The sequence below is a fragment of the Exiguobacterium sp. ERU653 genome (genome assembly GCF_018617775.1).
Classification (GTDB): Bacteria; Bacillota; Bacilli; order Exiguobacteriales; family Exiguobacteriaceae; genus Exiguobacterium; species Exiguobacterium marinum.
Map to the genome: position 1 here is coordinate 172,768 of NZ_JACSKV010000001.1, position 21,194 is coordinate 193,961.

At 48.7% G+C, this 21,194-nt stretch carries 22 protein-coding genes; 20 read left to right on the forward strand and 2 right to left on the reverse strand.

The window, feature by feature from the left end:
* From KNO95_RS00930 to mnhG, 3 genes are read left to right on the forward strand one after another with little or no spacing between them, the layout of a single operon-like run.
* A complete protein-coding gene (locus tag KNO95_RS00930) occupies nucleotides 1-486 on the forward strand; it encodes a Na+/H+ antiporter subunit E (RefSeq protein WP_026826531.1) in 486 nt (161 codons plus the stop codon).
* The gene (locus tag KNO95_RS00935; RefSeq protein ID WP_026826530.1) at nucleotides 486-782 is read left to right on the forward strand and encodes a Na(+)/H(+) antiporter subunit F1; all 297 of its coding nucleotides are present in this window, start codon (nucleotides 486-488) and stop codon (nucleotides 780-782) included. The genes KNO95_RS00930 and KNO95_RS00935 overlap by 1 nt, the downstream gene beginning before the upstream one ends.
* A complete protein-coding gene (gene mnhG, locus KNO95_RS00940) occupies nucleotides 760-1,119 on the forward strand; it encodes a monovalent cation/H(+) antiporter subunit G (protein WP_015881097.1) in 360 nt (119 codons plus the stop codon). Before KNO95_RS00935 ends, mnhG begins: the two co-directional genes overlap by 23 nt.
* Before the next feature lie 42 nt (nucleotides 1,120-1,161).
* On the opposite strand, the gene KNO95_RS00945 is transcribed toward mnhG, so the two are convergent.
* Nucleotides 1,162-2,475, reverse strand: a complete 1,314-nt coding sequence (locus KNO95_RS00945) for a dihydrolipoyl dehydrogenase family protein (RefSeq protein ID WP_214702486.1) — start codon at nucleotides 2,473-2,475, stop codon at nucleotides 1,162-1,164.
* A 70-nt stretch (nucleotides 2,476-2,545) separates the two neighbouring features.
* On the opposite strand from KNO95_RS00945, the gene uvrC reads away from it, so the two are divergent.
* Together uvrC and KNO95_RS00955 are read left to right on the forward strand one after the other, a co-directional pair.
* Nucleotides 2,546-4,336, forward strand: a complete 1,791-nt coding sequence (uvrC, locus tag KNO95_RS00950) for an excinuclease ABC subunit UvrC (protein ID WP_214702478.1) — start codon at nucleotides 2,546-2,548, stop codon at nucleotides 4,334-4,336.
* A complete protein-coding gene (locus tag KNO95_RS00955) occupies nucleotides 4,333-5,109 on the forward strand; it encodes an aminoglycoside adenylyltransferase domain-containing protein (protein ID WP_214702476.1) in 777 nt (258 codons plus the stop codon). Before uvrC ends, KNO95_RS00955 begins: the two co-directional genes overlap by 4 nt.
* Before the next feature lie 25 nt (nucleotides 5,110-5,134).
* Here KNO95_RS00955 and KNO95_RS00960 read toward each other — a convergent pair whose 3' ends face one another.
* Nucleotides 5,135-5,536: a YslB family protein gene (locus KNO95_RS00960; protein WP_214700624.1), complete on the reverse strand. Its 402-nt coding sequence runs from the start codon at nucleotides 5,534-5,536 to the stop codon at nucleotides 5,135-5,137.
* 213 nt (nucleotides 5,537-5,749) lie between these two features.
* On the opposite strand from KNO95_RS00960, the gene KNO95_RS00965 reads away from it, so the two are divergent.
* From KNO95_RS00965 to KNO95_RS01035, 15 genes are all read left to right on the forward strand, one after another.
* Entirely contained in the window at nucleotides 5,750-6,367 is a 618-nt protein-coding gene (locus tag KNO95_RS00965; protein WP_026826526.1) for a succinate dehydrogenase cytochrome b558 subunit, read from the forward strand.
* 16 nt (nucleotides 6,368-6,383) lie between these two features.
* The gene (gene sdhA, locus KNO95_RS00970; protein ID WP_026826525.1) at nucleotides 6,384-8,141 is read left to right on the forward strand and encodes a succinate dehydrogenase flavoprotein subunit; all 1,758 of its coding nucleotides are present in this window, start codon (nucleotides 6,384-6,386) and stop codon (nucleotides 8,139-8,141) included.
* Between the two features lie 8 nt (nucleotides 8,142-8,149).
* Nucleotides 8,150-8,938: a succinate dehydrogenase iron-sulfur subunit gene (gene sdhB / locus KNO95_RS00975; RefSeq protein ID WP_193343274.1), complete on the forward strand. Its 789-nt coding sequence runs from the start codon at nucleotides 8,150-8,152 to the stop codon at nucleotides 8,936-8,938.
* An 8-nt stretch (nucleotides 8,939-8,946) separates the two neighbouring features.
* The gene (locus KNO95_RS00980; RefSeq protein ID WP_214700626.1) at nucleotides 8,947-9,387 is read left to right on the forward strand and encodes an acyl-CoA thioesterase; all 441 of its coding nucleotides are present in this window, start codon (nucleotides 8,947-8,949) and stop codon (nucleotides 9,385-9,387) included.
* Nucleotides 9,388-9,461: 74 nt separating this feature from the next.
* Nucleotides 9,462-9,725 (forward strand): phosphocarrier protein HPr, encoded by a 264-nt coding sequence (locus tag KNO95_RS00985; protein WP_026826523.1) that lies wholly within the window; start codon nucleotides 9,462-9,464, stop codon nucleotides 9,723-9,725.
* 112 nt (nucleotides 9,726-9,837) lie between these two features.
* A complete protein-coding gene (gene racE / locus KNO95_RS00990) occupies nucleotides 9,838-10,641 on the forward strand; it encodes a glutamate racemase (protein ID WP_251129215.1) in 804 nt (267 codons plus the stop codon).
* Complete coding sequence (gene rph, locus KNO95_RS00995) at nucleotides 10,634-11,383, forward strand: ribonuclease PH (RefSeq protein ID WP_214702473.1); 750 nt, start codon at nucleotides 10,634-10,636, stop codon at nucleotides 11,381-11,383. The genes racE and rph overlap by 8 nt, the downstream gene beginning before the upstream one ends.
* Nucleotides 11,380-11,970, forward strand: coding sequence for an XTP/dITP diphosphatase (locus KNO95_RS01000; RefSeq protein ID WP_026826520.1), 591 nt, complete (start codon nucleotides 11,380-11,382; stop codon nucleotides 11,968-11,970). Before rph ends, KNO95_RS01000 begins: the two co-directional genes overlap by 4 nt.
* Before the next feature lie 5 nt (nucleotides 11,971-11,975).
* Complete coding sequence (locus KNO95_RS01005) at nucleotides 11,976-12,488, forward strand: metallophosphoesterase family protein (protein WP_214702472.1); 513 nt, start codon at nucleotides 11,976-11,978, stop codon at nucleotides 12,486-12,488.
* A 543-nt stretch (nucleotides 12,489-13,031) separates the two neighbouring features.
* On the forward strand, nucleotides 13,032-13,943 hold the full coding sequence (locus tag KNO95_RS01010) for a hypothetical protein (RefSeq protein ID WP_026826518.1): 912 nt from the start codon (nucleotides 13,032-13,034) through the stop codon (nucleotides 13,941-13,943).
* A gap of 89 nt (nucleotides 13,944-14,032) precedes the next feature.
* Complete coding sequence (gene tig, locus KNO95_RS01015; RefSeq protein ID WP_214878174.1) at nucleotides 14,033-15,325, forward strand: trigger factor; 1,293 nt, start codon at nucleotides 14,033-14,035, stop codon at nucleotides 15,323-15,325.
* A gap of 211 nt (nucleotides 15,326-15,536) precedes the next feature.
* Nucleotides 15,537-16,805 (forward strand): ATP-dependent protease ATP-binding subunit ClpX, encoded by a 1,269-nt coding sequence (gene clpX, locus KNO95_RS01020; RefSeq protein WP_214878175.1) that lies wholly within the window; start codon nucleotides 15,537-15,539, stop codon nucleotides 16,803-16,805.
* 73 nt (nucleotides 16,806-16,878) lie between these two features.
* Nucleotides 16,879-19,179: an endopeptidase La gene (lon, locus tag KNO95_RS01025; RefSeq protein ID WP_214700633.1), complete on the forward strand. Its 2,301-nt coding sequence runs from the start codon at nucleotides 16,879-16,881 to the stop codon at nucleotides 19,177-19,179.
* Nucleotides 19,180-19,773, forward strand: coding sequence for a ribosome biogenesis GTP-binding protein YihA/YsxC (gene yihA / locus KNO95_RS01030; RefSeq protein WP_214700635.1), 594 nt, complete (start codon nucleotides 19,180-19,182; stop codon nucleotides 19,771-19,773). It abuts the gene before it with no gap.
* Nucleotides 19,774-19,884: 111 nt separating this feature from the next.
* Nucleotides 19,885-21,054 carry an AI-2E family transporter gene (locus tag KNO95_RS01035; RefSeq protein ID WP_214702463.1) on the forward strand — a complete coding sequence of 390 codons (1,170 nt, stop codon included), beginning with the start codon at nucleotides 19,885-19,887 and terminating at the stop codon, nucleotides 21,052-21,054.
* The last annotated feature ends 140 nt before the right edge of the window (nucleotides 21,055-21,194 follow it).

Consider the following 21,194-nt stretch of genomic DNA (forward strand, 5'->3'; position numbering starts at 1 on the left):
ATGGCATATCAACTATTGATTAACTTTTTCCTGGCGTTCATCTGGATGTTCCTCACGGGATCGTTCACATCGAGCGGATTCTTTATCGGGTATATACTCGGGTTACTCATCTTGTTCATGATGCGCCGATTCTTCAAATCGGGTGGAGGTAGTTTCTATTTTGCGCGTGTTTGGCGGTTATTTAAACTACTCTTGATTTTCATCCGTGAACTGTTCCTTGCGAACTTCGAGGTGTTACGTCTCGTCCTCAGTCCGAAACTGAAGATTCAACCAGGAATCTTCCGCTATGAGACGTCACTCGACAAGGGATGGAAAATCAGCTTGCTGTCGATGCTGATCACACTCACACCAGGGACGCTCGTCGTTCAAGTGTCAAAAGACAATTCTGTGCTCTATATCCACGCACTCAATATGCCGGATAAAGAAGCGTTACGAAAAGACATTTATGATAACTTTGAATCAAGCATTAAGGAGGCGACAGAGTGATGGATTTACTAGATATTCTCATCTACATCTCGCTCGCCATTCTCTTGCTTGCGATGTTGATGATGTTGTATCGCGTCGTCAAGGGACCGACGACAGCGGACCGAGTCATCGCGCTCGATTCAATCGGGATTGCGCTCATCTCGGTCGTTGCCCTGCTGTCGATCCTGCTCGATACGACCCTTTATTTTGAAGTCATCTTGCTACTCAGTATTCTAGCTTTCATCGGAACGGTGGCATTCTCGAAATTCTTAGAGAGGGGAGAGATTATTCAACATGACCGCGACAATGATCTTTGATCTCATTACCGGCATCTTCACAATCATCGGCGTCTTCTTCACTGTCGTCGCCGCGATCGGTCTCATCCGTCTCCCAGATATTTATTCGAGAACACACGCTGCCTCAAAGAGTGCGACACTCGGTGTCATGTTCGTCCTCTTTGCGGCCGTCCTTCACGTATATGTCGATGAACGGGTATTTGACGCAAGACTCTTGCTCGGTCTCTTCTTCGTCCTCTTGACGGCTCCCGTTGGCGGGCACCTCATTTCGCGTGCGGCGCACGCGAAAGGCGTCCCGCTTTGGGAGAAGTCGTTACAAGACGCACTGAAAGAAGATAAAGATAAAGGAATCGAATGAGAAAAAGACGGGATTCGCCACGAGGCGAGTCCCGTCTTTTGTTTAGATGAGATAGGTGAGGTCGGAAGCGGCGGTCGGATAGGCGACCTCTAAGTGTTTGACGTGTTGATGCGACAGTTTGTTCTGTATAATGAAAGAGAACAGATTGATGAGTTCCGGCGCATGGTGTCCGATTACATGTGCCCCGATTACGTAATCGTCTGCACTCAATAATACTTTCGTATAGGCGGTCGCGTCATTGATGCGCGAGTAGGTGAGGAAGTGCGACATATCAGTCTCTTTCACCTCAAAGTCAATCCCCTCAGCTTCCGCTTCCTCAACGGTCAGTCCGACCTTGGCAATTGGTGGCGTTGTAAAGACGATTGTCGGTGCCGGACGTTCCGGGAGTGCCCGTGTATTCCCATGAAGCATATTCAATGCGGCGAGGCGTCCTTCCTGACCAGCAAACGGTGTGAGCGCCGGGTTCGGACTGCTGGCGACGTCGCCAGCTGCATAAATATTTGGATTGCTCGTCTGAAGATAACCGTTCACATGTACACCGTCGTGGTCTGTTTCGACTCCAGCCGTATCGAGGTGGAGTCGCTCGATGCTCGGGATTCGTCCGGTGGCGTTAAGGACCACTCCTTCAAGGGTAGAGTCATCTGATAACGTTAAGATGTTCCCATCGATTCTAGTTGGCTCAACGTCATGTCGGACGGTAATGCCGATATGCTTCGATTCCTCGACGAGTCGGTGGACGACGTTCGGGTCGAATGCTTTCAATGCACGTGAACGTATGAGGAGTGTCACTTCGCTTCCGAAACGTCGGAAAATATGAGCGAATTCAAAGGCGATATAACCGGCCCCGACAATGTGAATCGATTTTGGTAACGATTCGAGGTCGAACACATCATCACTCGTGATGGCATGTTCGCCCCCTGGGATATCAAGAGGACGGGGCGTTTGACCTGTCGCAATCAAAAATTGAGGGGCAGAAAGTTCGTGACCATCGATGACGATTGAGTCTTTATCGATAAAGTGAGGTTCTCCTTGATATAAATCGATGTTCATCTCGTTCCAATGTTGCGTCTTAGACGTAGGAATCGAGAAGCGGTATTCATCAATCCGCTTTTTGAAGGATGACCAATCGAGTGAGAGGCTGCCTTCTACGCCAAGTTCGCGCATACGCTCGGCACGGGCGAGTAGTTCGGCCCCTTCGGCAAGCATTTTTTTCGGGTCACACCCGCGTTGAGGACACGTTCCCCCGAACGTCCAATTTTCAATAATGGCGATCTCTTTACCGGCATCGCGTAAAATCGTGGCGGCTTGGCTCGCGGCAGACCCGCTCCCAATAATAATGACATCGTATCGTTTCATAATATAAAATCCTCCTCTGACGAGATATCACACTCTTTTTCCCGTCTAGGAGGAAGCTAAACTGAGGTGAATGGAATTGAGTCATAGCGACCACATAAAACATAAATTAGCGCTACTTCCGGATGAACCGGGATGCTATCTGCATAAAAATGAATACGGCGAGGTCATTTATGTCGGTAAAGCGAAAAACTTGAAGAATCGGGTCCGCTCTTATTTCACGGGCGCCCACGACATCAAGACGATGCGCCTCGTCGCCGAGATTCGTGACTTTGAATACATCGTGACGGCGAGCGAGCTCGAGGCCCTCCTGCTTGAGATGACACTCATCAAAAAGCACGACCCGAAGTACAATATCCGTTTGAAAGATGATAAAACGTACCCGTATATCAAGATCACGAATGAACCGTATCCGCGGCTCTTGACGACACGGAACTTGAAGAAAGACGGCGGACATTATTTTGGACCGTATCCGAACGCCTATGCGGCGAATGAAACGAAACGTCTCCTCGATAAACTGTATCCGCTCCGGAAGTGTCAGCCGATGCCAAAGAAACTCTGTCTGTATTATCACATCGGCCAATGCCTAGGACCATGTGAACTAGCGATTGACACGGATTCGCAAAAAGAGATCGTCAGTGAAATCCGGCGCTTCTTGAACGGCGAGACGAGTGAGACGCTCAAGAAGCTGAACGTCGAGATGGGACATGCCGCTGAAGAGATGCAATTCGAGCGGGCAGCTGAACTGCGCGACCAGATTCGAGCGGTCGAATCGATCATGAACAAACAGAATATGATTACGGCCGACCCGACAGCGCGTGACGTCTTCGGCTATACGCTCGACCGAGGCTGGATGTGCGTCCAAGTGTTCTATATGCGTGGCGGCAAGATGATTGAGCGAGATGTCTCGCTCTTCCCGATGCACGGAGAACCTTCGGAAGAACTCGAAAGTTTCATCGTGCAGTTTTATGAACAAAACGTCGTCCCGAAAGAGATTCTTGTTCCGGAGACGGTTCGGCTCGATCTTCTAAACGAAGCGCTTGGTACGAAAGTGATGCAACCGAAACGTGGGGCAAAGAAACAGTTGCTTGATTTGGCGACGAAGAATGCGACGATTGCGTTGAACGAGAAGTTCGAGTTACTTGCCCGTGACGAAGAGCGCACGTTACTCGCGATGCGAGAACTCGGAGAAGCCATCGGCATACCGAACTTGTCACGCGTAGATATCATCGATAACGCGAACATTCAAGGGGCGGACGCCGTGTCAGCACTCGTCGTCTTCGAGGACGGGAAGCCACTTAAGAAAGAATATCGGAAGTATAAGATTCGAACCGTCCAAGGGCCGGATGACTACGAGACGATGCGTGAAGTCGTCCGTCGACGGTTCCGCCGCTTGTTGACGGAAGAGAAGCGACTGCCAGATCTTCTGTTGATCGACGGGGGGATCGGGCAATTGAATGCGGCGCTCGACGTCATCCAAAACGAGTTCGGGCTCGACTTACCGGTCGGCTCGCTCAAAAAGGATGACCGACATCGGACGAGCCAACTGTTGTTCGGAGAAAGTGGTGCTGTCGTCGAGCTCCATCCACGGTCGAGTGCGTTTTATCTGTTGCAGCGGATGCAAGATGAGGTCCACCGTTTCGCCATCACCTTCCACCGTAGCTTGCGGACGAAGAAGATGACGAAATCGATACTAGACGAGATTCCGGGTGTCGGTCCGAAACGTCGTCAACAGCTCATCCGACATTTCGGTTCGATGAAGCAAATCCGTCTGGCATCGCTTGAACAACTGAAGGAAGCAGGATTGCCTGAAAAATTAGCGGAGACCGTGCTTCAATATGTACATGAGGAGACGGATGAATGAGGAAATTTCCAAAGGATGTGGAAACAAAGATTTCTTCCTTTTTAGAGGCGATTGATGAATTCCTGCCAACTATTCATCATGTATACATCCATGGGTCACTAGCGATGGGTGGCTTTCATCCAAAACAAAGTGATGTAGATTTATTGCTTGTTGTGGCTGACGCGTTGACTCGTGAGGAACGGCAAAAGCTGATTGACTGCTGTCTTCTATACTCGAATGAACCATATCCGCTCGAACTGAGTATACTGACAACGGCGCAGCTAGAAGACTGGTGTCATCCGAGTCCTTTCGAGTTTCATTATAGTGAAGGGTGGCGCTCGCGTTTCGAAGAGACAAGTAGGGAAGAGCGTACCGAGTTGCAACGAGGATTTACCGATCCTGATTTGGCGGCTCACGTACTAGTGATTTTAGAGCGAGGTATAACTTGGCGAGGGCAACCGCTTCATGAATTGCTCTGCGGATTTGATTCAGCTCATTTTTCTGATTCGATTCGAATAGATGCACTCGATTGCCTCAAAACGATTGAAAAAAATCCAATCTATAGCGTGTTGAACTTGATACGCGGCCTGGCTTATGAACGAGAACATGTCCTTCTTTCAAAACAGGAAACGCTCGGTTGGTTGTTAGAGAACGGACATTTCCCAGAAAATATCGTCGATGTCATACGTAAGGCGACTCAAGGATATGAAGGAGAGGTCGTGACGTTTCATCCACAAGAACTTGATGAATTTCGTCGATATATACGTCGACAACTTCAGCAGAAACAAAAATAAGAGTCGATGCGGAGGGCACCGACTCTTATTTGTAATCGTCTTTCCGGTCTAGTTGGACGGTGATTTGGACGGCTTTTCGAGCGGGATCGGCGTAGCCTTCTGCAACACACTGGAAACGACCTGCAATCTGTTCGGCTAAAAATCCGGCTTCTAGTTGATAGTAGCCTGTCGCTTTAGCTTGAGTCGCAGGTGGTGGGGTCAATTCATATGTGAATTTACTCCCTCGTTCCTTCTTGAGTGTTAACTCGCCCCAACCTGCCTCTGCGAAGAAAGCAATCAGTTCATCGTCAGACATCGTCGGGAATTTACGGGCGACCCGTTTCCCTGACCAATAGATGACTTGGGCGTAATCTTCACCTAGCAAGTCCGTCAACACATAGTCGCGAAGAAGTTCAATCGCGAAAATCGGTTGGCTCATCGTTTCCATTATATCCCATCACTCCAATCTCTCTATATTATTATAACGACCAATCGGAATTTGGTCATCCTGAATTTTTGAAAAGAATGTGGCACAAATCGGCTAGGTTGTCTTGTCATACAAATTTCACAAGAGTAGAATAAAAGACAGAAAGCTATATCTGCATTTGAAAACGCTTTTATTGACAAAACGAGCCAATGCTCGTGAAAAGGGGGAACTAGAATGGCAGCGCATCGTGACTATTTTAGTCGTAAAGTCCATTCGCTACTTGGGGTCATTCCAATCGGTTTGTTTTTGATCGTTCACTTGTCGGTCAACTACTACATCGTCGATGGAGTGGAGTCATTCAACAAAGCAGCAAAATTTATGGAGAACTTACCGTATCTGTACTTCCTTGAAGTGACGATTATCGCATTGCCGATGATTTTCCATGGAGTGTACGGCGTGTACTATGCGTTTCTTGGATCGATCAACTCGAACCGCTATTCATACGCACGCAACTGGATGTACATCTTACAACGCTTCACAGGAGTCTTCCTCGTGATCTTCATCTCATGGCACGTTTGGGAAACGCGCCTTGCGAAGTTACGTGGCGTTGAAGTCAATGCGGAGATGATGCAAAACATCGTCGACAACCCGCTCATGCTCATTTTTTACATAGTCGGAATCCTTTCGGCTACGTTCCACTTCGCAAACGGTCTTTGGTCGTTCTCGATCACATGGGGAATCACACAGTCACCTCGTTCGCAACGTCTCATGAGCTACGTATCAGGTGTCGTGTTCTTGGCACTATCTTTTGTCGGCATCCGTTCAATTTTGACGTTTGCAGGCATCTTGTAATTAGGGGGAATTTTACATGGCAAATCAAAGTTTGATCGTCATCGGAGGCGGTCTAGCTGGACTCATGGCGACAATCAAGTCGGCAGAGATGGGTGTTCCGGTAAAACTATTCTCGCTTGTACCGGTCAAGCGTTCACATTCAGTCTGTGCCCAAGGTGGCATCAACGGAGCCGTCAATACGAAAGGAGAAGGCGATTCTCCTTGGCAACATTTTGACGACACGGTTTACGGAGGCGACTTCCTCGCCAACCAACCGCCAGTTCAAAAGATGGCGGACAATGCTCCGAAAATCATTCACATGTTCGACCGGATGGGTGTTATGTTCAACCGTACGCCTGAGGGGCTCTTAGACTTCCGACGTTTCGGAGGAACACTTCACCACCGTACGGCCTATGCAGGAGCAACAACAGGGCAACAACTTCTCTACGCGCTTGATGAGCAGGTTCGCCGATACGAGGCACAAGGTCTTGTCGAGAAATATGAAGGTTGGGAATTCCTTCGTGCAATCGTGGATGAAGAAGGAATCTGCCGCGGTGCGGTCTGTCAGGATTTGCGCTCGATGGAAATTAAAGCGTTCCCATCAGACGCGGTCATCTTGGCGACAGGTGGTCCAGGGGTCATCTTCGGGAAGTCGACAAACTCGGTCATCAACACAGGACAAGCAGCGGCAGCGGTTTACCGCCAAGGCGCGGTCTATGCGAACGGGGAGTTTATTCAAATTCACCCGACAGCGATTCCTGGTGATGACAAGCTTCGTCTCATGAGTGAATCGGCTCGTGGGGAAGGTGGACGTGTCTGGACATACAAAGACGGGAAGCCATGGTACTTCCTCGAAGAGAAATATCCCGCTTACGGAAACCTCGTACCGCGTGACATCGCGACGCGTGAAATCTTCGACGTTTGTGTCAATCAAAAACTTGGAGTCAACGGCGAGAACATGGTTTACCTCGACTTGTCTCATAAAGACTCGAAAGAGCTCGATATCAAACTTGGTGGGATTCTCGAGATTTACGAGAAGTTCGTAGGAGATGACCCACGTAAAGTACCGATGAAGATTTTCCCTGCCGTTCACTACTCAATGGGCGGACTATGGGTCGACTACGACCAAATGACAAATATACCAGGACTCTTCGCAGCCGGTGAATGTGACTATTCGATGCACGGAGCGAACCGTCTCGGCGCAAACTCTCTTCTTTCAGCCGTTCATGGTGGAATGGAGGCCGGTCCTGCGGCGGTCAACTATATGCGTGGTCTCGATCAAGCGACAGAAAGCGTATCGGACGCACTCTTTAACTTCAACGAACGTGAAGAAATCGAGCGCTTCAATGAGATCCTCGCGATGGATGGTACAGAGAATGCGTATCAAATCCACCGTGAACTCGGTGAACTCATGACGGACAACGTCACGGTCGTTCGCTACAATGACAAGCTTGAAGCGACCGACAAGAAAATCCAAGAATTGCGTGAACGTTTCCATAACATCTCGGCTACGGATACGGCACGTTGGAGCAACCAAGGGGCATCGTTCATTCGACAACTCGACCACATGCTCGACCTCGCACGCGTCATCACACTCGGCGCCCTCAAGCGAGACGAGAGTCGTGGTGCTCATTACAAGCCGGAATTCCCGGAACGTAATGATGAGCAGTTCATGAAGACGACGATGGCACGTTACAAAGATGGGGAAGTCGATATCTCTTATGAAGAAATCGACGTTTCGTTAATCCCGCCACGTAAGCGGGATTACTCGAAGAAAGGGGCGAAGACGAAATGACGACGCCAATGCAATCTGAACAAAAAGACATCCGTTTCATCATCGAACGCCAAGATGGACCGGACCAAGCGACGTATACTGAAGAATTCACGGTTCCGTACCGTCCGAACATGAACGTCATCTCGGCATTGATGGAAATCCGCCGTAACCCGGTCAACGCGAACGGGGACAAGACGACACCGATCAACTGGGATATGAACTGTCTCGAGGAAGTGTGTGGTGCCTGTTCGATGATCATCAACGGGAAGCCACGCCAATCGTGTACAGCACTTGTCGATAAACTTGAGCAACCGATTCGTCTTGCACCGATGAAGACGTTCCCGGTCATCCGTGACCTTCAAGTCGACCGTCAACGTATGTTCGACGCGTTGAAAAAAGTGAAGGCATGGGTCCCAATCGATGGCACATACGACCTCGGTCCAGGACCGCGTATGCCGGAGAACAAACGCCAATGGGCGTATGAACTATCGAAATGTATGACTTGTGGGGTTTGTCTTGAAGCGTGTCCGAACGTGAACGACAAATCGGACTTCATCGGTCCAGCGGCTATTTCGCAAGTTCGACTCTTCAACTCACACCCAACAGGTGCCTTCCACGCGGAAGATCGCCTCGAGGCACTCATGGAAGACGGAGGCATCATGCAGTGCGGAAACGCACAAAACTGTGTCGAAGTTTGTCCAAAAGGCATCCCGCTCACGACGTCGATCGCTTCGATGAACCGTCAAACGACGCTTCACTCGTTCAAACAGTTCTTCGGTAGTGACAAAGGTCGCACCGGTTCTGCGGTCGAGGCATAAGCGAGCCGATGACCAAGTACTTTCGAGAGCCGGGTTGGGAAACAAGTGTCAAAGCAGGGATCGCGCTCGATGTGAAAGTTCGATTTTCTGAATGCGATCCATATGGTCACATGAATAACACAATTCCGTTCATCTATTTTGAAGATGCGAGAATCGAGTTGTTAGAGGCGACAGGTTTCTCCTTGAAGGATGGATTTGTCGTCGTCGCCGATGCGCAATGTGACTATGTTCGACAAGTCATGCCACGTCAACAGCTGACCGTGCATGCCAATATCTTGACGGTCGGAAATACTTCATGTGATATTCATTACGGGGCGTATGACGGAGACCGACTTTTATTCGCAGGACGGACAAGCCTTGTTCATTTGTCGAAAGAAGGTCGTCCTATGGAATGGGCTCCGGAATATAAAAATCGCTTGCAGAATTTTTGCGAATCCGCTATCATTTGATAATGAGTTCACAAACAAAAAATATTCTGCCGGTTCGCCTGTGGAATTGAATTTTGAAGGGAGACCATCATTTCATGGAAAAAACGTTCACAGTCGTTGCTGATTCAGGAATTCACGCTCGTCCAGCTACTCAGCTTGTTAACACAGCATCTAAGTTCCAATCAGACATCAACCTCGAGTACAATGGCAAAACAGTTAACTTGAAATCGATCATGGGTGTACTTTCACTCGGAATCGCAAAAGATTCTACAATCAAGATCACTGCTGAAGGTGAAGATGCAGGAGAAGCGATCAAAACGCTTTCTGACATGCTCACTAGCGAAGGTCTTGCTCAGTAATTTGGGTAAGGGACGAGGCGCCATTGGCGACCTCGTCTTTTTTTGTCATGGGAACGTTTCTTTTTCCGTCCGATGTTTTTTGATAAGATAGGTGAGAATGGAAGTGATACAAATGAAACGAGCGATTGGAGTCCTCGATTCAGGAGTCGGCGGATTGACAGTAGTCAAAGAATTGATGCGTCAACTCCCTAAAGAGGAAATCATCTATATCGGGGATACGGAACGCTGTCCGTACGGGCCGCGTCCGCACGATGAGATTGAAGCATACACATGGGAACTCATTGAGTTTTTATTAAAGAGAGATGTCAAAATGATTGTCATCGCCTGTAACACGGCGACGGCCGTCGTTTTGAAAGAGGCGAGGAAACGTCTCGATATCCCGGTCATTGGAGTCATCGATCCGGGTGCCCGTGCGGCCGTCAAAGGGACGCGCAACAAACATATCGGTGTCATCGGTACGAAGATGACGATCGAGAGCGGCTCGTATGAGAAGGCGCTCCGTCACGTCGCTGGTGAGGTAGACGTATATTCGCTCGCCTGTCCGCCGTTTGTTCCGCTCGTAGAGGCAGGGGAAGTGTGTGGGGACCGTGTCTATCAAGTAGTGGAAGAGACACTACGTCCACTCCAAACATCCGAGATGGACACGCTCATCCTCGGTTGCACGCATTACCCACTCCTTGCCCCAGTCATTCAAGATGTGGTCGGACCGGACGTCCACCTCATCTCATCTGGTGACGAGACGGCGCTTGAGGTTGCGGCAATCCTTGATTATCAAGAACTCGAGAATGGATTAGATACAGTCCCGACGCATGCTTTTTATGCGACCGGCGACATTGAACTGTTTGACCGACTTGCGAGCGAATGGCTCGGACGTCCGGTCCATGCGGAGAAAGTGGAGGTGACGGGCATTGCGTGACACTAGACGATACGACGAACTGCGCACGGTTGAAATCGTGCCTCATGTAAATAAACATGCGGAAGGGTCTGTCCTTATTTCAATTGGCGATACGAAAGTGATTTGTACAGCGACTGTCGAAGAACGTGTCCCAAACTTCCTACGTGGGAAGCGACAAGGTTGGATCAATGCCGAGTACGCGATGCTACCACGAGCAACCGGGGACCGGACAGTCCGGGAATCGGTACGCGGGAAACAGTCGGGACGAACGATGGAGATTCAACGTTTGATTGCTCGTTCACTTCGGTCGGTCGTTGATTTAGAACGGCTTGGAGAACGAACAATCTGGATTGACTGCGATGTCATTCAAGCAGATGGCGGTACACGTACGGCATCCATCACTGGTGGATTCTGTGCGCTCGTCTTGGCTGTCGATCGGTTGATACGTCAAGGGAAACTCGAGGACACACCAATTAAAGAAGGTGTAGCCGCAATCTCTGTCGGACGGACAGACGAACTCGTGCTCGATTTAAATTATTTGGAAGACGCTGCGGCAGAGGTTGATATGAACGTCGTCATGACAGCGAGTGGTCGTTTCGTCGAAGTACAGGGTACTGGAGAAGAGGCGACGTTTACGCTTCAAGAGATGAGCGAGATGCTCGGTCTCGCCGAGCGAGGAATCGAATCATTATTCAAGGCGGCTGAAGAAGCACTCGGTGCTTCGTGGTGGTACGTCGGAGAACGTTCGGAGGAGACTTTATGAAGTTGATTATTGCGACACACAATCCGGGAAAAGTGAAGGAACTCGAAGGGATGTTGACCCCGCTCGGGTTCGAGGTCGAGTCATTACTCGACTATCCGAATGCACCGGAAACTGATGAGACTGGTACGACATTCGAAGAAAATGCTGCATTAAAAGCGACAGAGGCGGCTACTTATTTCGGACACGCCGTACTCGCGGACGACTCAGGTCTTGAAGTCGATGCGCTCGACGGGGCGCCAGGTGTGTACTCGGCCCGCTTCGCCGGCCCAGAAAAGTCGGATGAGGCGAACAATGCCCTTCTTCTTGAAAAATTGAACGGGGAAACGAATCGTACGGCCCGTTTTGTTTGTGCGCTCTGTCTGGCGAAACCGACTGGAGAAACGTTGACCGTTCGCGGAACGATTGAAGGGACAATCGGCTACTCGCCACGAGGCGAGAATGGTTTCGGATACGACCCGCTCTTTATCGTCCCATCGCTCCATAAGACAGCGGCAGAACTTGAACGCGAAGAGAAGGCGGTTGTCAGCCATCGTGGACAAGCACTACGGAAGTTGGAGGCAGAAATCACACCATTCATGAAAGGATGAAGCTTATGCGTTTTCTAATAGTGAGTGATAGTCATGGTCTGACCGAAGAACTGACAACGATTTTTGAACGACATGAAGCAGAAATCGATGATGCGTTTCATTGTGGGGACTCACAACTCGCTTTGGTCGATGAACATTTGTTACCGTATCGGACAGTCCGTGGGAATTGTGATTTTGGGGGAGACCTTCCACTCGAGCGAATCGAGACGACAGATGCCGGTACGATTCTGATCGTCCATGGGCACCATCACGACGTCAAATTCGATTTGAATCGTTTGCGATATCGGGCTGAAGAAGTCGGCGCGAACGTCGTCTTGTTCGGTCACTCGCATGTGGCGGGTGCTTTGATCGAGGATGGTGTCATCTACATCAACCCGGGTTCGATACGAATGCCGCGAGGAAGAACGGACAAAACGTATGCGTTACTTGACCTAGAAAAAGGGGAAGCTGCAGTGCGTTTCTATCGCTCGGAGGACGGTTCGCACGTCGAAGATTTAGACATCGTAGGAAAACTATGAGTTTCATATAGGAAATCGATTGACAGGAAACCATTTTTCTATTATAGTTTTCATGTCAATGTCCCAATAGCTCAGCAGGATAGAGCAACGGCCTTCAAGACAAATAGGAGCCTTTATAGGGAAACAGAAACCTATAAAGTGGACGACACTATATCGGTGAAGCCTTAACAGATGATGCTGATGGTAATACCGAGGAAACTCATTCCCGTATAATCGGGTCGAGTTGATTCGAATGACTACGAACGTAGAGGTAGAATCAATGGAGGGGCATCATGCTCGTGAGGTTCCGTAGAGACTACACGTGTCGCACCTGAAATGGTGAAGATATAGTCCAGACTACAAACAACGCAATGTTGGTGACGAAAGTCATGGTGGTAAGCTAAGCCGTCGGTCGGGGGTTCGAATCCCTCTTGGGACGCTTCCATTTAAAATAGAGATGGTCTCTACGGAGATCATCTCTTTTTTCATTTTCCGGGAAATCGATTGACAAGGAATTGCGTCCTAAAGGAAGATGAAAGAGTATGGAAGAGAGGGTGAGGGAAGATGGAGAAGGAAAAGGACCAAGACTATCCGTTCCCTGGGAATTGGTCGCGTCTGCATAAGATGATTCAAGAGGCGGATGCTTCTGGGGAACGACAGCGGATCGAACCGATTTTATGGGATTGGTATCAGGTGATTCCGGGTGACCCATTTATTTTCATGGAAATCTTCCAATGTGCGATGGAACGACCGGATGATCCGGAAACACTCGAAAAACTACAGGAACTTGTCGCGATTCAGATGACGGAAGCAGAGGAACCGGCCTCTGGTGGGCTTCAGATTGCGCAGTATTACATTATGCGTGACCAACCGTTTGAAGCGGCGCATTGGATTAACCAGTATCTTGAATGGCAAAAAGATAAAGATACGGTCAACACACAGGCGCATCAGGTACTTCAAGTTTTAAAGATGACTGAGTTTCCGGCGGCGATTGCCAAGTTGAAACGGACGTTGACGCGAGGGAGTACAGGGGAGCAAATTGAAGCGTTACAACATGTCCATTTTAATATCGATTCGGTGCTCGACAATGTGCTTCACGAATTGCTCGAGTCGGAGCGACCAAAGCTCATCAAACTGATTGTATTAGAAAAAGCGTTTACCGAGCTTGCGAACATCAAATGGACGGATGGAGAATCGATGAACGAGATGTCGCAAGTAGAGGCGACGGCGCACATTGAGAAGTGGGAGAAGACTGTATTGTCACTTCAAAAATCAGTGGAAGGTGATGAGATCGGAACCCAGTTGTTGATGAATTACATGTACACGCATTATCCGTATGTGCCGGTTCCAACAGAGGATATCGAAGAGTCACTCGCACAAGCGAAACAAGCGATTTTGCATGACAAGGCGGTCGATGGTTTGGCAGCTGCGATTTTAGAGGCGGATCTGCGCTTCACACAGGCGTTATTAGACTAAATCCTTGTGTGCACATAGAGGATTTATGCTATAATACGGATTGTTGTACATTTTTGTACGGTATAAACGAATTGTTGGAGGGACTTAGCATGACAGCAAAATGGGAAAAAACATCAGGTAGCCAAGGCGTACTCACGTACGAAGCTCCTGCAGAAGCTTTTGATAAAGCAGTTGACGCCGCATTTAAAACAGTCGTCAAAGACTTGAACGTGCCTGGCTTCCGTAAAGGTAAATTGCCACGCCCAATGTTCAACAAAATGTATGGAGAAGAAGCACTCTATCAAGATGCACTCGACATTCTCTACCGCGATACAATCCAAGGTGCGGTTGAAGAAGCTGGTTTCGAACCAATCGCGCTCGAAAACATCGATGTAGACGGCACGCTCGAGAAAGGCAAACCAGTCGCGTTCAAAGTGACATTCGTGGTTGAGCCAGAAGCTGAGCTTGGCGAATACAAAGGTCTTGAGTACGAAGCTGTTGCTACAGAAGTAACAGAAGACGAAGTGACAGCAGAACTTGAATCACTTCAACAGCAAGGCGCAGAACTCGCTGTTAAAGAAGGTGCAATCGAAAACGGCGATACAGCTGTCTTTGATTTCGCAGGTTTCGCTGACGGTGAGCAGTTCGAAGGCGGCACAGCTGAGAACTACACACTCGAAATCGGTTCTGGTCAATTCATCCCAGGATTCGAAGAGCAAATGATCGGCTTGACTGCTGGTGAAGAAAAAGACGTTGAAGTAACATTCCCTGAAGAGTACCACGCTGAAAACTTAGCGGGTAAACCAGCGACATTCAAAGTCAAACTTCATGAAGTAAAAGCAAAACAAGTTCCTGAACTCGACGACGAGTTTGCAAAAGACATCGACGAGTCTGTTTCTACACTCGACGAGTTGAAAGCAAGCATTCGTGAGCGTTTAGAAGCTGGCAAGAAACAAGAAGCTGAAGGTACGATGCGCGATCAACTCGTTGAGCAGGCAACTGCGAACGCGACAATCGACGTACCACAAGTTCTCGTTGACCAAGAAGTAGACCGCATGGTACAAGAGTTCGGTTCACGTGTATCTTCACAAGGAATCGACCTTAACATGTACTTCGAACTCACTGGTACTTCTGAAGAAGCAATGCGTGAAGAGATGAAAGAGCAAGCTGAAGAGCGTGTTAAAGCTCGTCTCGTCTTGAAAGCAATTGCTGACAAAGAAGAAATCGAAGTATCTGACGAAGATGCTGAGAAAGAACTTGAAGAAATGTCTAAACTTTACAACATCGCACCAGACCAACTCCGTACGATGCTCGCTCCACAAGGCGGTCTTGAGACACTTAAAGGTGACCTCAAATTCCGTAAAGCGATTGACATCCTCGTTGAAAACGGTAAAGCAAAGTAAGTTGATATTCGAAGGGACGACTGCCTAGCGGTCGTCCTTTTTTCTGTCACAACACATTGCATGTGTAATTCTTTGAAGTCGGAATATGTTCATGCTACAATTATTTCAACGCAGAGATGTAAAATGTCTTTTCGCGGTGCATCGCACCAGAAAATACAAATCGCGATTTATCGCACTTACATCCATTTTCACCACAGAAGGGGTGTATCGAATGTTTAAATTTAACGAGGAAAAGGGGCAACTCAAGTGCTCGTTTTGCGGGAAATCGCAAGAACAAGTCCGTAAACTAGTCGCCGGTCCTGGCGTATACATTTGCGATGAATGTATCGAACTTTGCAATGAAATCGTTGAGGAAGAGCTCGGTGTCGAGGAAGAAGTCGAATTCAAAGACATTCCGAAACCACAAGAAATCCGCAATGTGCTAGATGAATATGTCATTGGACAAGATCGTGCGAAACGTTCACTCGCCGTCGCTGTCTATAACCACTATAAACGCATCAATGCAGGTGGACGTGCAGATGACGTCGAACTTGCGAAGTCGAACATCGTCATGATTGGACCAACAGGTAGCGGGAAGACGCTCCTCGCCCAAACGATGGCACGCATCTTGAACGTCCCGTTCGCAATCGCGGATGCGACGAGTTTGACAGAAGCGGGTTACGTCGGTGAAGACGTCGAGAACATCTTGCTCAAGTTGATTCAAGCAGCTGACTATGATGTCGAGAAAGCCGAAAAAGGAATCATCTATATCGATGAGATTGATAAGATTGCCCGTAAGTCTGAAAACCCATCGATTACGCGTGACGTATCCGGAGAAGGGGTTCAGCAAGCACTTCTTAAAATTCTTGAAGGTACGACAGCAAGCGTTCCGCCACAAGGTGGACGTAAGCATCCGCATCAAGAATTCATCCAAATCGATACAACGAATATTCTCTTCATCGTCGGCGGTGCATTCGCCGGTATTGAATCGGTCGTTAAACGACGCGTCGGGAAAAAAGTGATCGGGTTTGGGAATGATCAAGAAAACCGCGAGTTGACGCAAGAAGACTTGCTCGCCCGCGCACTCCCTGAAGACCTTCAAAAATTCGGTTTGATTCCAGAGTTCATCGGTCGTCTGCCAGTTATGGCTACGCTCACGACACTCGATGAGGAAGCACTCGTCGAAATCTTGACGAAACCGAAAAATGCACTCGTTCGTCAGTACGTGAAGATGCTAGAACTTGACGATGTCGAACTTTCGTTCACAGAAGAGGCGTTGATCGAGATTGCCAAACTTGCGATCAAACGTAAGACTGGTGCTCGCGGTCTCCGCTCGATTATCGAAGAAATGATGCTCGATGTGATGTTTACCGTCCCATCGCGTGACGATATCGAGAAAGTCGTCATCACGGATGAAACGATTACGGGTCTTGCCGGTCCGAAATACGTCCTTCGTGATGGTACTGTCGAACAGACAGGGGATAACAAAGAGACAGCATAATTCTTTTAAGAAAGAAGGCTCAAACACTCGGCATATCCGAGTTTTGGGCCTTTTTGCACAGGAGGCGTAGTAGATGGAAAAATTACCAATCCTTCCTTTGCGAGGAGTCGTCGTATATCCGCTCATCGGTGTGACCATTGATGTCGGACGCCCGTTATCGCTTCGGGCGCTCCTTGCCGCAAAGGAGCATGAGACAGATTTAATTGTCGTTACCCAAAAAGAAACAGGGAACGAGTCCCCAGAACCGGAGGACCTATATGCAATTGGAACGCGTGTCCATATCGCGAAGATGAGCGAATTGTCGAATGAGACACTTCGGGTGCGCATCGTCGGGAAAGAGCGCGTTCGCGTCGATTCAATCGAATCGACGGATGAAGGTTGGTTTGCCAACATTGAACCTGTTGAACTTACAGAAGGGGAAGAGGTCGAACGAACGGCACTTGTCCGTCTGCTAAAAGAACAGTTCGGAAAACTAGTTGCGAACATTAAAGGAATGTCACCCGATGAGCGTCGTCGCTTTGAAATGTATGAACGGCTCGAATCACTCACGGACTATATCACGTCAAAACTCGATGTCGATGTCGAACTTCGCCAGGCGATGCTCGAAGAAGCGGATGCGGTCAAGCGCGGACTCGAACTACTTGAAATCATTGCCCATGAAGTCGAAGTGATCGAACTTGAGCAAGAGATGCGTGAGCGGACGAAGAAGTCGATTGAGCAGGCGCAGCGCGAATATTACTTACGAGAACAAATGAAGACGATTCAACAAGAGCTCGGCGACCAAACGCAAGAGTCTGAGCCGAATCGGCTTCGGGAGAAGTTAGAGGCGCTCGACTTGCCAGAAACGACACGGAAGAATGTCATGCGTGAAGCGGAACGATTGAACGTCGTACCGCAAACATCTCCAGAGTACGCGGTCATTCGTAACTATCTCGACTGGTTCGTGTCACTACCGTGGGGCATTGAGACGGAAGATAAGCTTGACGTGAAACACGCGGCGGATGTTCTCGATGACGACCATTATGGCTTGGAGTCGGTAAAAGACCGAATCCTCGAGTACTTGGCCGTCCGACAATTGACGAATTCGCTCCGAGGACCAATCCTCTGTCTCGCGGGGCCTCCGGGAGTCGGGAAGACGTCGCTTGCCCGCTCGATTGCATCAGCTCTTGAACGTCACTTCGTTCGCGTCTCCCTTGGTGGAGTACGCGATGAAGCGGAAATTCGAGGACATCGTCGTACGTATATCGGCGCGATGCCAGGGCGGGTCATTCGTGGGTTAAAGCAAGCGGAAAGTAAGAACCCGGTCTTCTTGCTTGATGAGATCGACAAGATGGCTTCTGACTTTAGAGGCGACCCGGCGTCAGCGATGCTCGAAGTGCTCGACCCGGAACAGAACGTCTCGTTCTCGGACCATTATATCGAAGAACCGTTTGACTTATCGAACGTCCTTTTCATCGCGACGGCGAATGATGTTTCACAAATTCCGGCACCGCTCCTTGACCGGATGGAGCTCATCCAAATCGGAGGCTACACAGAGCACGAAAAAGTGGAAATTGCGAAACGCCATCTCGTGCCGAAACAGCTGAAAGAACATGGGTTGAAGAAAAGTCAACTGACCATCAAAGAAGATGCGCTTTATGAGGCCGTGCGCCGCTACACACGTGAAGCTGGTGTGCGTAACTTGGAACGCGTCATCGGATCACTCTGCCGAAAAGCGGCGAAACAAATCGCTATCGGTGAGAAAAAACGCGTCACGATTTCGAAAAAAGCAATCATCACGTATCTCGGAAAACCGAAGTATCGTTACGGAAAAGGTGAGACAGAGGATTCGATTGGTGCAGTGACGGGTCTTGCGTATACTGCCTTCGGTGGAGACACGCTCACCATCGAAGTGGCGCTCGCCCCAGGGAAAGGTAAGCTCCAGTTGACCGGTAAACTCGGCGACGTCATGCAGGAGTCAGCGCAGACAGCGTATAGCTATGTCCGTGCAAATGCAGAACGGTTCGAGATTGATCCGACGTTCTATGAGCGACAAGATATCCACATTCACGTCCCTGAAGGCGCCGTGCCGAAAGATGGACCGTCGGCCGGGATTACAATCGCGACGGCACTGATTTCCGCACTGACCGGTAAAAAAGTTCATCGCGACGTCGGTATGACAGGCGAAATCACGCTCCGTGGACGCGTCTTGCCGATTGGTGGGTTAAAAGAAAAAGCGCTCGCCGCTCATCGGGCCGGATTGACGACAATCGTCATTCCGAAAGATAATGAGCGAGACATCGATGACATTCAAGAGACGGTACGTGAGAAATTGACGTTCGTTCCAGTGACGACACTCGATGAAGTACTAGATGTAGCATTTGGAGGAAATTAAATGAAAATCAACAAAGCAGAGTTTGTGACGAGTGCCGTCGCGCCAGACCATTATCCGGTCCATGAATTGCCGGAAGTGGCACTTGCCGGCCGGTCGAACGTCGGGAAGTCGTCGTTCATCAATAAGATTTGTCAACGAAAGGCGCTTGCGCGCACGTCTTCGAAACCAGGAAAGACACAAACACTCAACTTCTTCAACATCAATGATGAAATCATGTTCGTTGACGTTCCAGGTTACGGATACGCGAAAGTATCAAAGACGGAGCGAGAGAAGTGGGGCGTTATGATGGAACAATATTTGACGAGCCAAGAGGCGCTTCGTGGCGTTGTCCTACTCGTCGATATCCGTCATGAGCCGACCGGTGATGATGTGACGATGTACAACTTCTTGAAACACTATGAGATTCCGGTCATCGTCGTTGCGACGAAGCTTGATAAAATCAAGAAGGGTCAACGTCAAAAACACGAAGCGGCAGTGAAACGCAAGCTTCAATTTGACCCATCAGATCGTTTTGTCGCCTTTTCAGCTGAAACGGCGGAAGGGAAAGACGAGGCGTGGAAAGCGATTTATGCACTCATCACAGATGGTGAATAAGAGAAAGGGCGAAGGGATTCCTTCGTCTTTTTGTTTTTCTAATCCCCCAAGCGGGTAATTATCGTATAATCATAGTTAGTACATAGTCATAATTGCAAATGAGGTGGAGAGATGCAACGCATGTTTGAAAGCAAATGGTACCGCGCCCTCTTTTGGACGCTGACCATCTTTTTAGTTATTTGGGTCGGAACACAGATTTCATTTGTGTTTGAGCCGGTCCAAGTTATTTTGGCACTAGTTACCGTACCGCTCATTGTGGCAGGACTCTTCTTTTATTTCTTGGTCGGCATCGTCGATTTTTTAGAGAAGCGTTTAAAAGGAAAACGACCATTAGCGGTCGCGATTACATTGATCGGTCTCGTCCTCATCTTTACGATCGTCTTTAGTAGTTTAGGTCCTGTATTAGGGGAACAGATCACATCTTTAGTCAATGCAATGCCAAGCATCGCAAAAGAACTTCAGCAACAGGCTTTCGCTGTTCGTGATACATTGATGCAAAACGAATTCTTATCGCGCTTCATGGCGCAAAACGATGAGGTGTTCCGCAACCTGACGACAAACATTACCTCGTACTTAGGAGATTTGTTCGGAAATATCGCATCGTCACTCGGTCAAGTGGTTGGGTTTGTGACGTCAGCCGTCATCACAATCGTCGTCATCCCGTTCATGCTTCTCTATATGTTGCTTGACGGTAAACGTCTGCCCGATGCGATTGTCAAACTGCTCCCGTCGAATTATGAAAAAGAAACACGCCATATCTTGCACGATATGCACGAAACGGTCCGAAACTATGTGAATGCACAATTACTCGTCGCGTTCTTCGTCGGGATCACCTCGTTCATCGGTCTTTTGATTATCGACGTAGATTACGCCATCTTACTTGCACTTTTCATGATGGTGACGAACATCATCCCGTATCTCGGACCGTTTTTAGGTGCCGTTCCGGCGGTCATTGTGGCGTTCATTCAAGATCCGATTAAAGTTCTTTGGGTCATCGTCGTCATTATCATCGTTCAGCAAATCGAGTCAAACGTCATCTCGCCACTCATTCAAGGGAAGTCCTTGAAAGTGCACCCACTGACGATTATCATCGTCTTGCTTGTGGCCGGGAATTTGGCAGGTATTATCGGGATGCTCATTGCTGTACCGTTTTATGCGGTTGCTAAAACAGTTGTTCAGAATATCGTTCGCATCTATAAATTGAGGGAACGCGAACAATACTTAGAAAGTGAAGAGACGGAAAGTACGATAATTACGGAGCCAAACGCGCCAAATTCATAAGAAAGAGTGTAGAAATGGAGTTTCTCCATTTCTACTTCTTTTTGTCACAAAAAGTTCTTATTTTATTTCAGGAAAATCAAACAGAAGATTATAGTTCCTAGATAAAAATTGCTATAATGTACCGTAGAGATTGAAAAAGA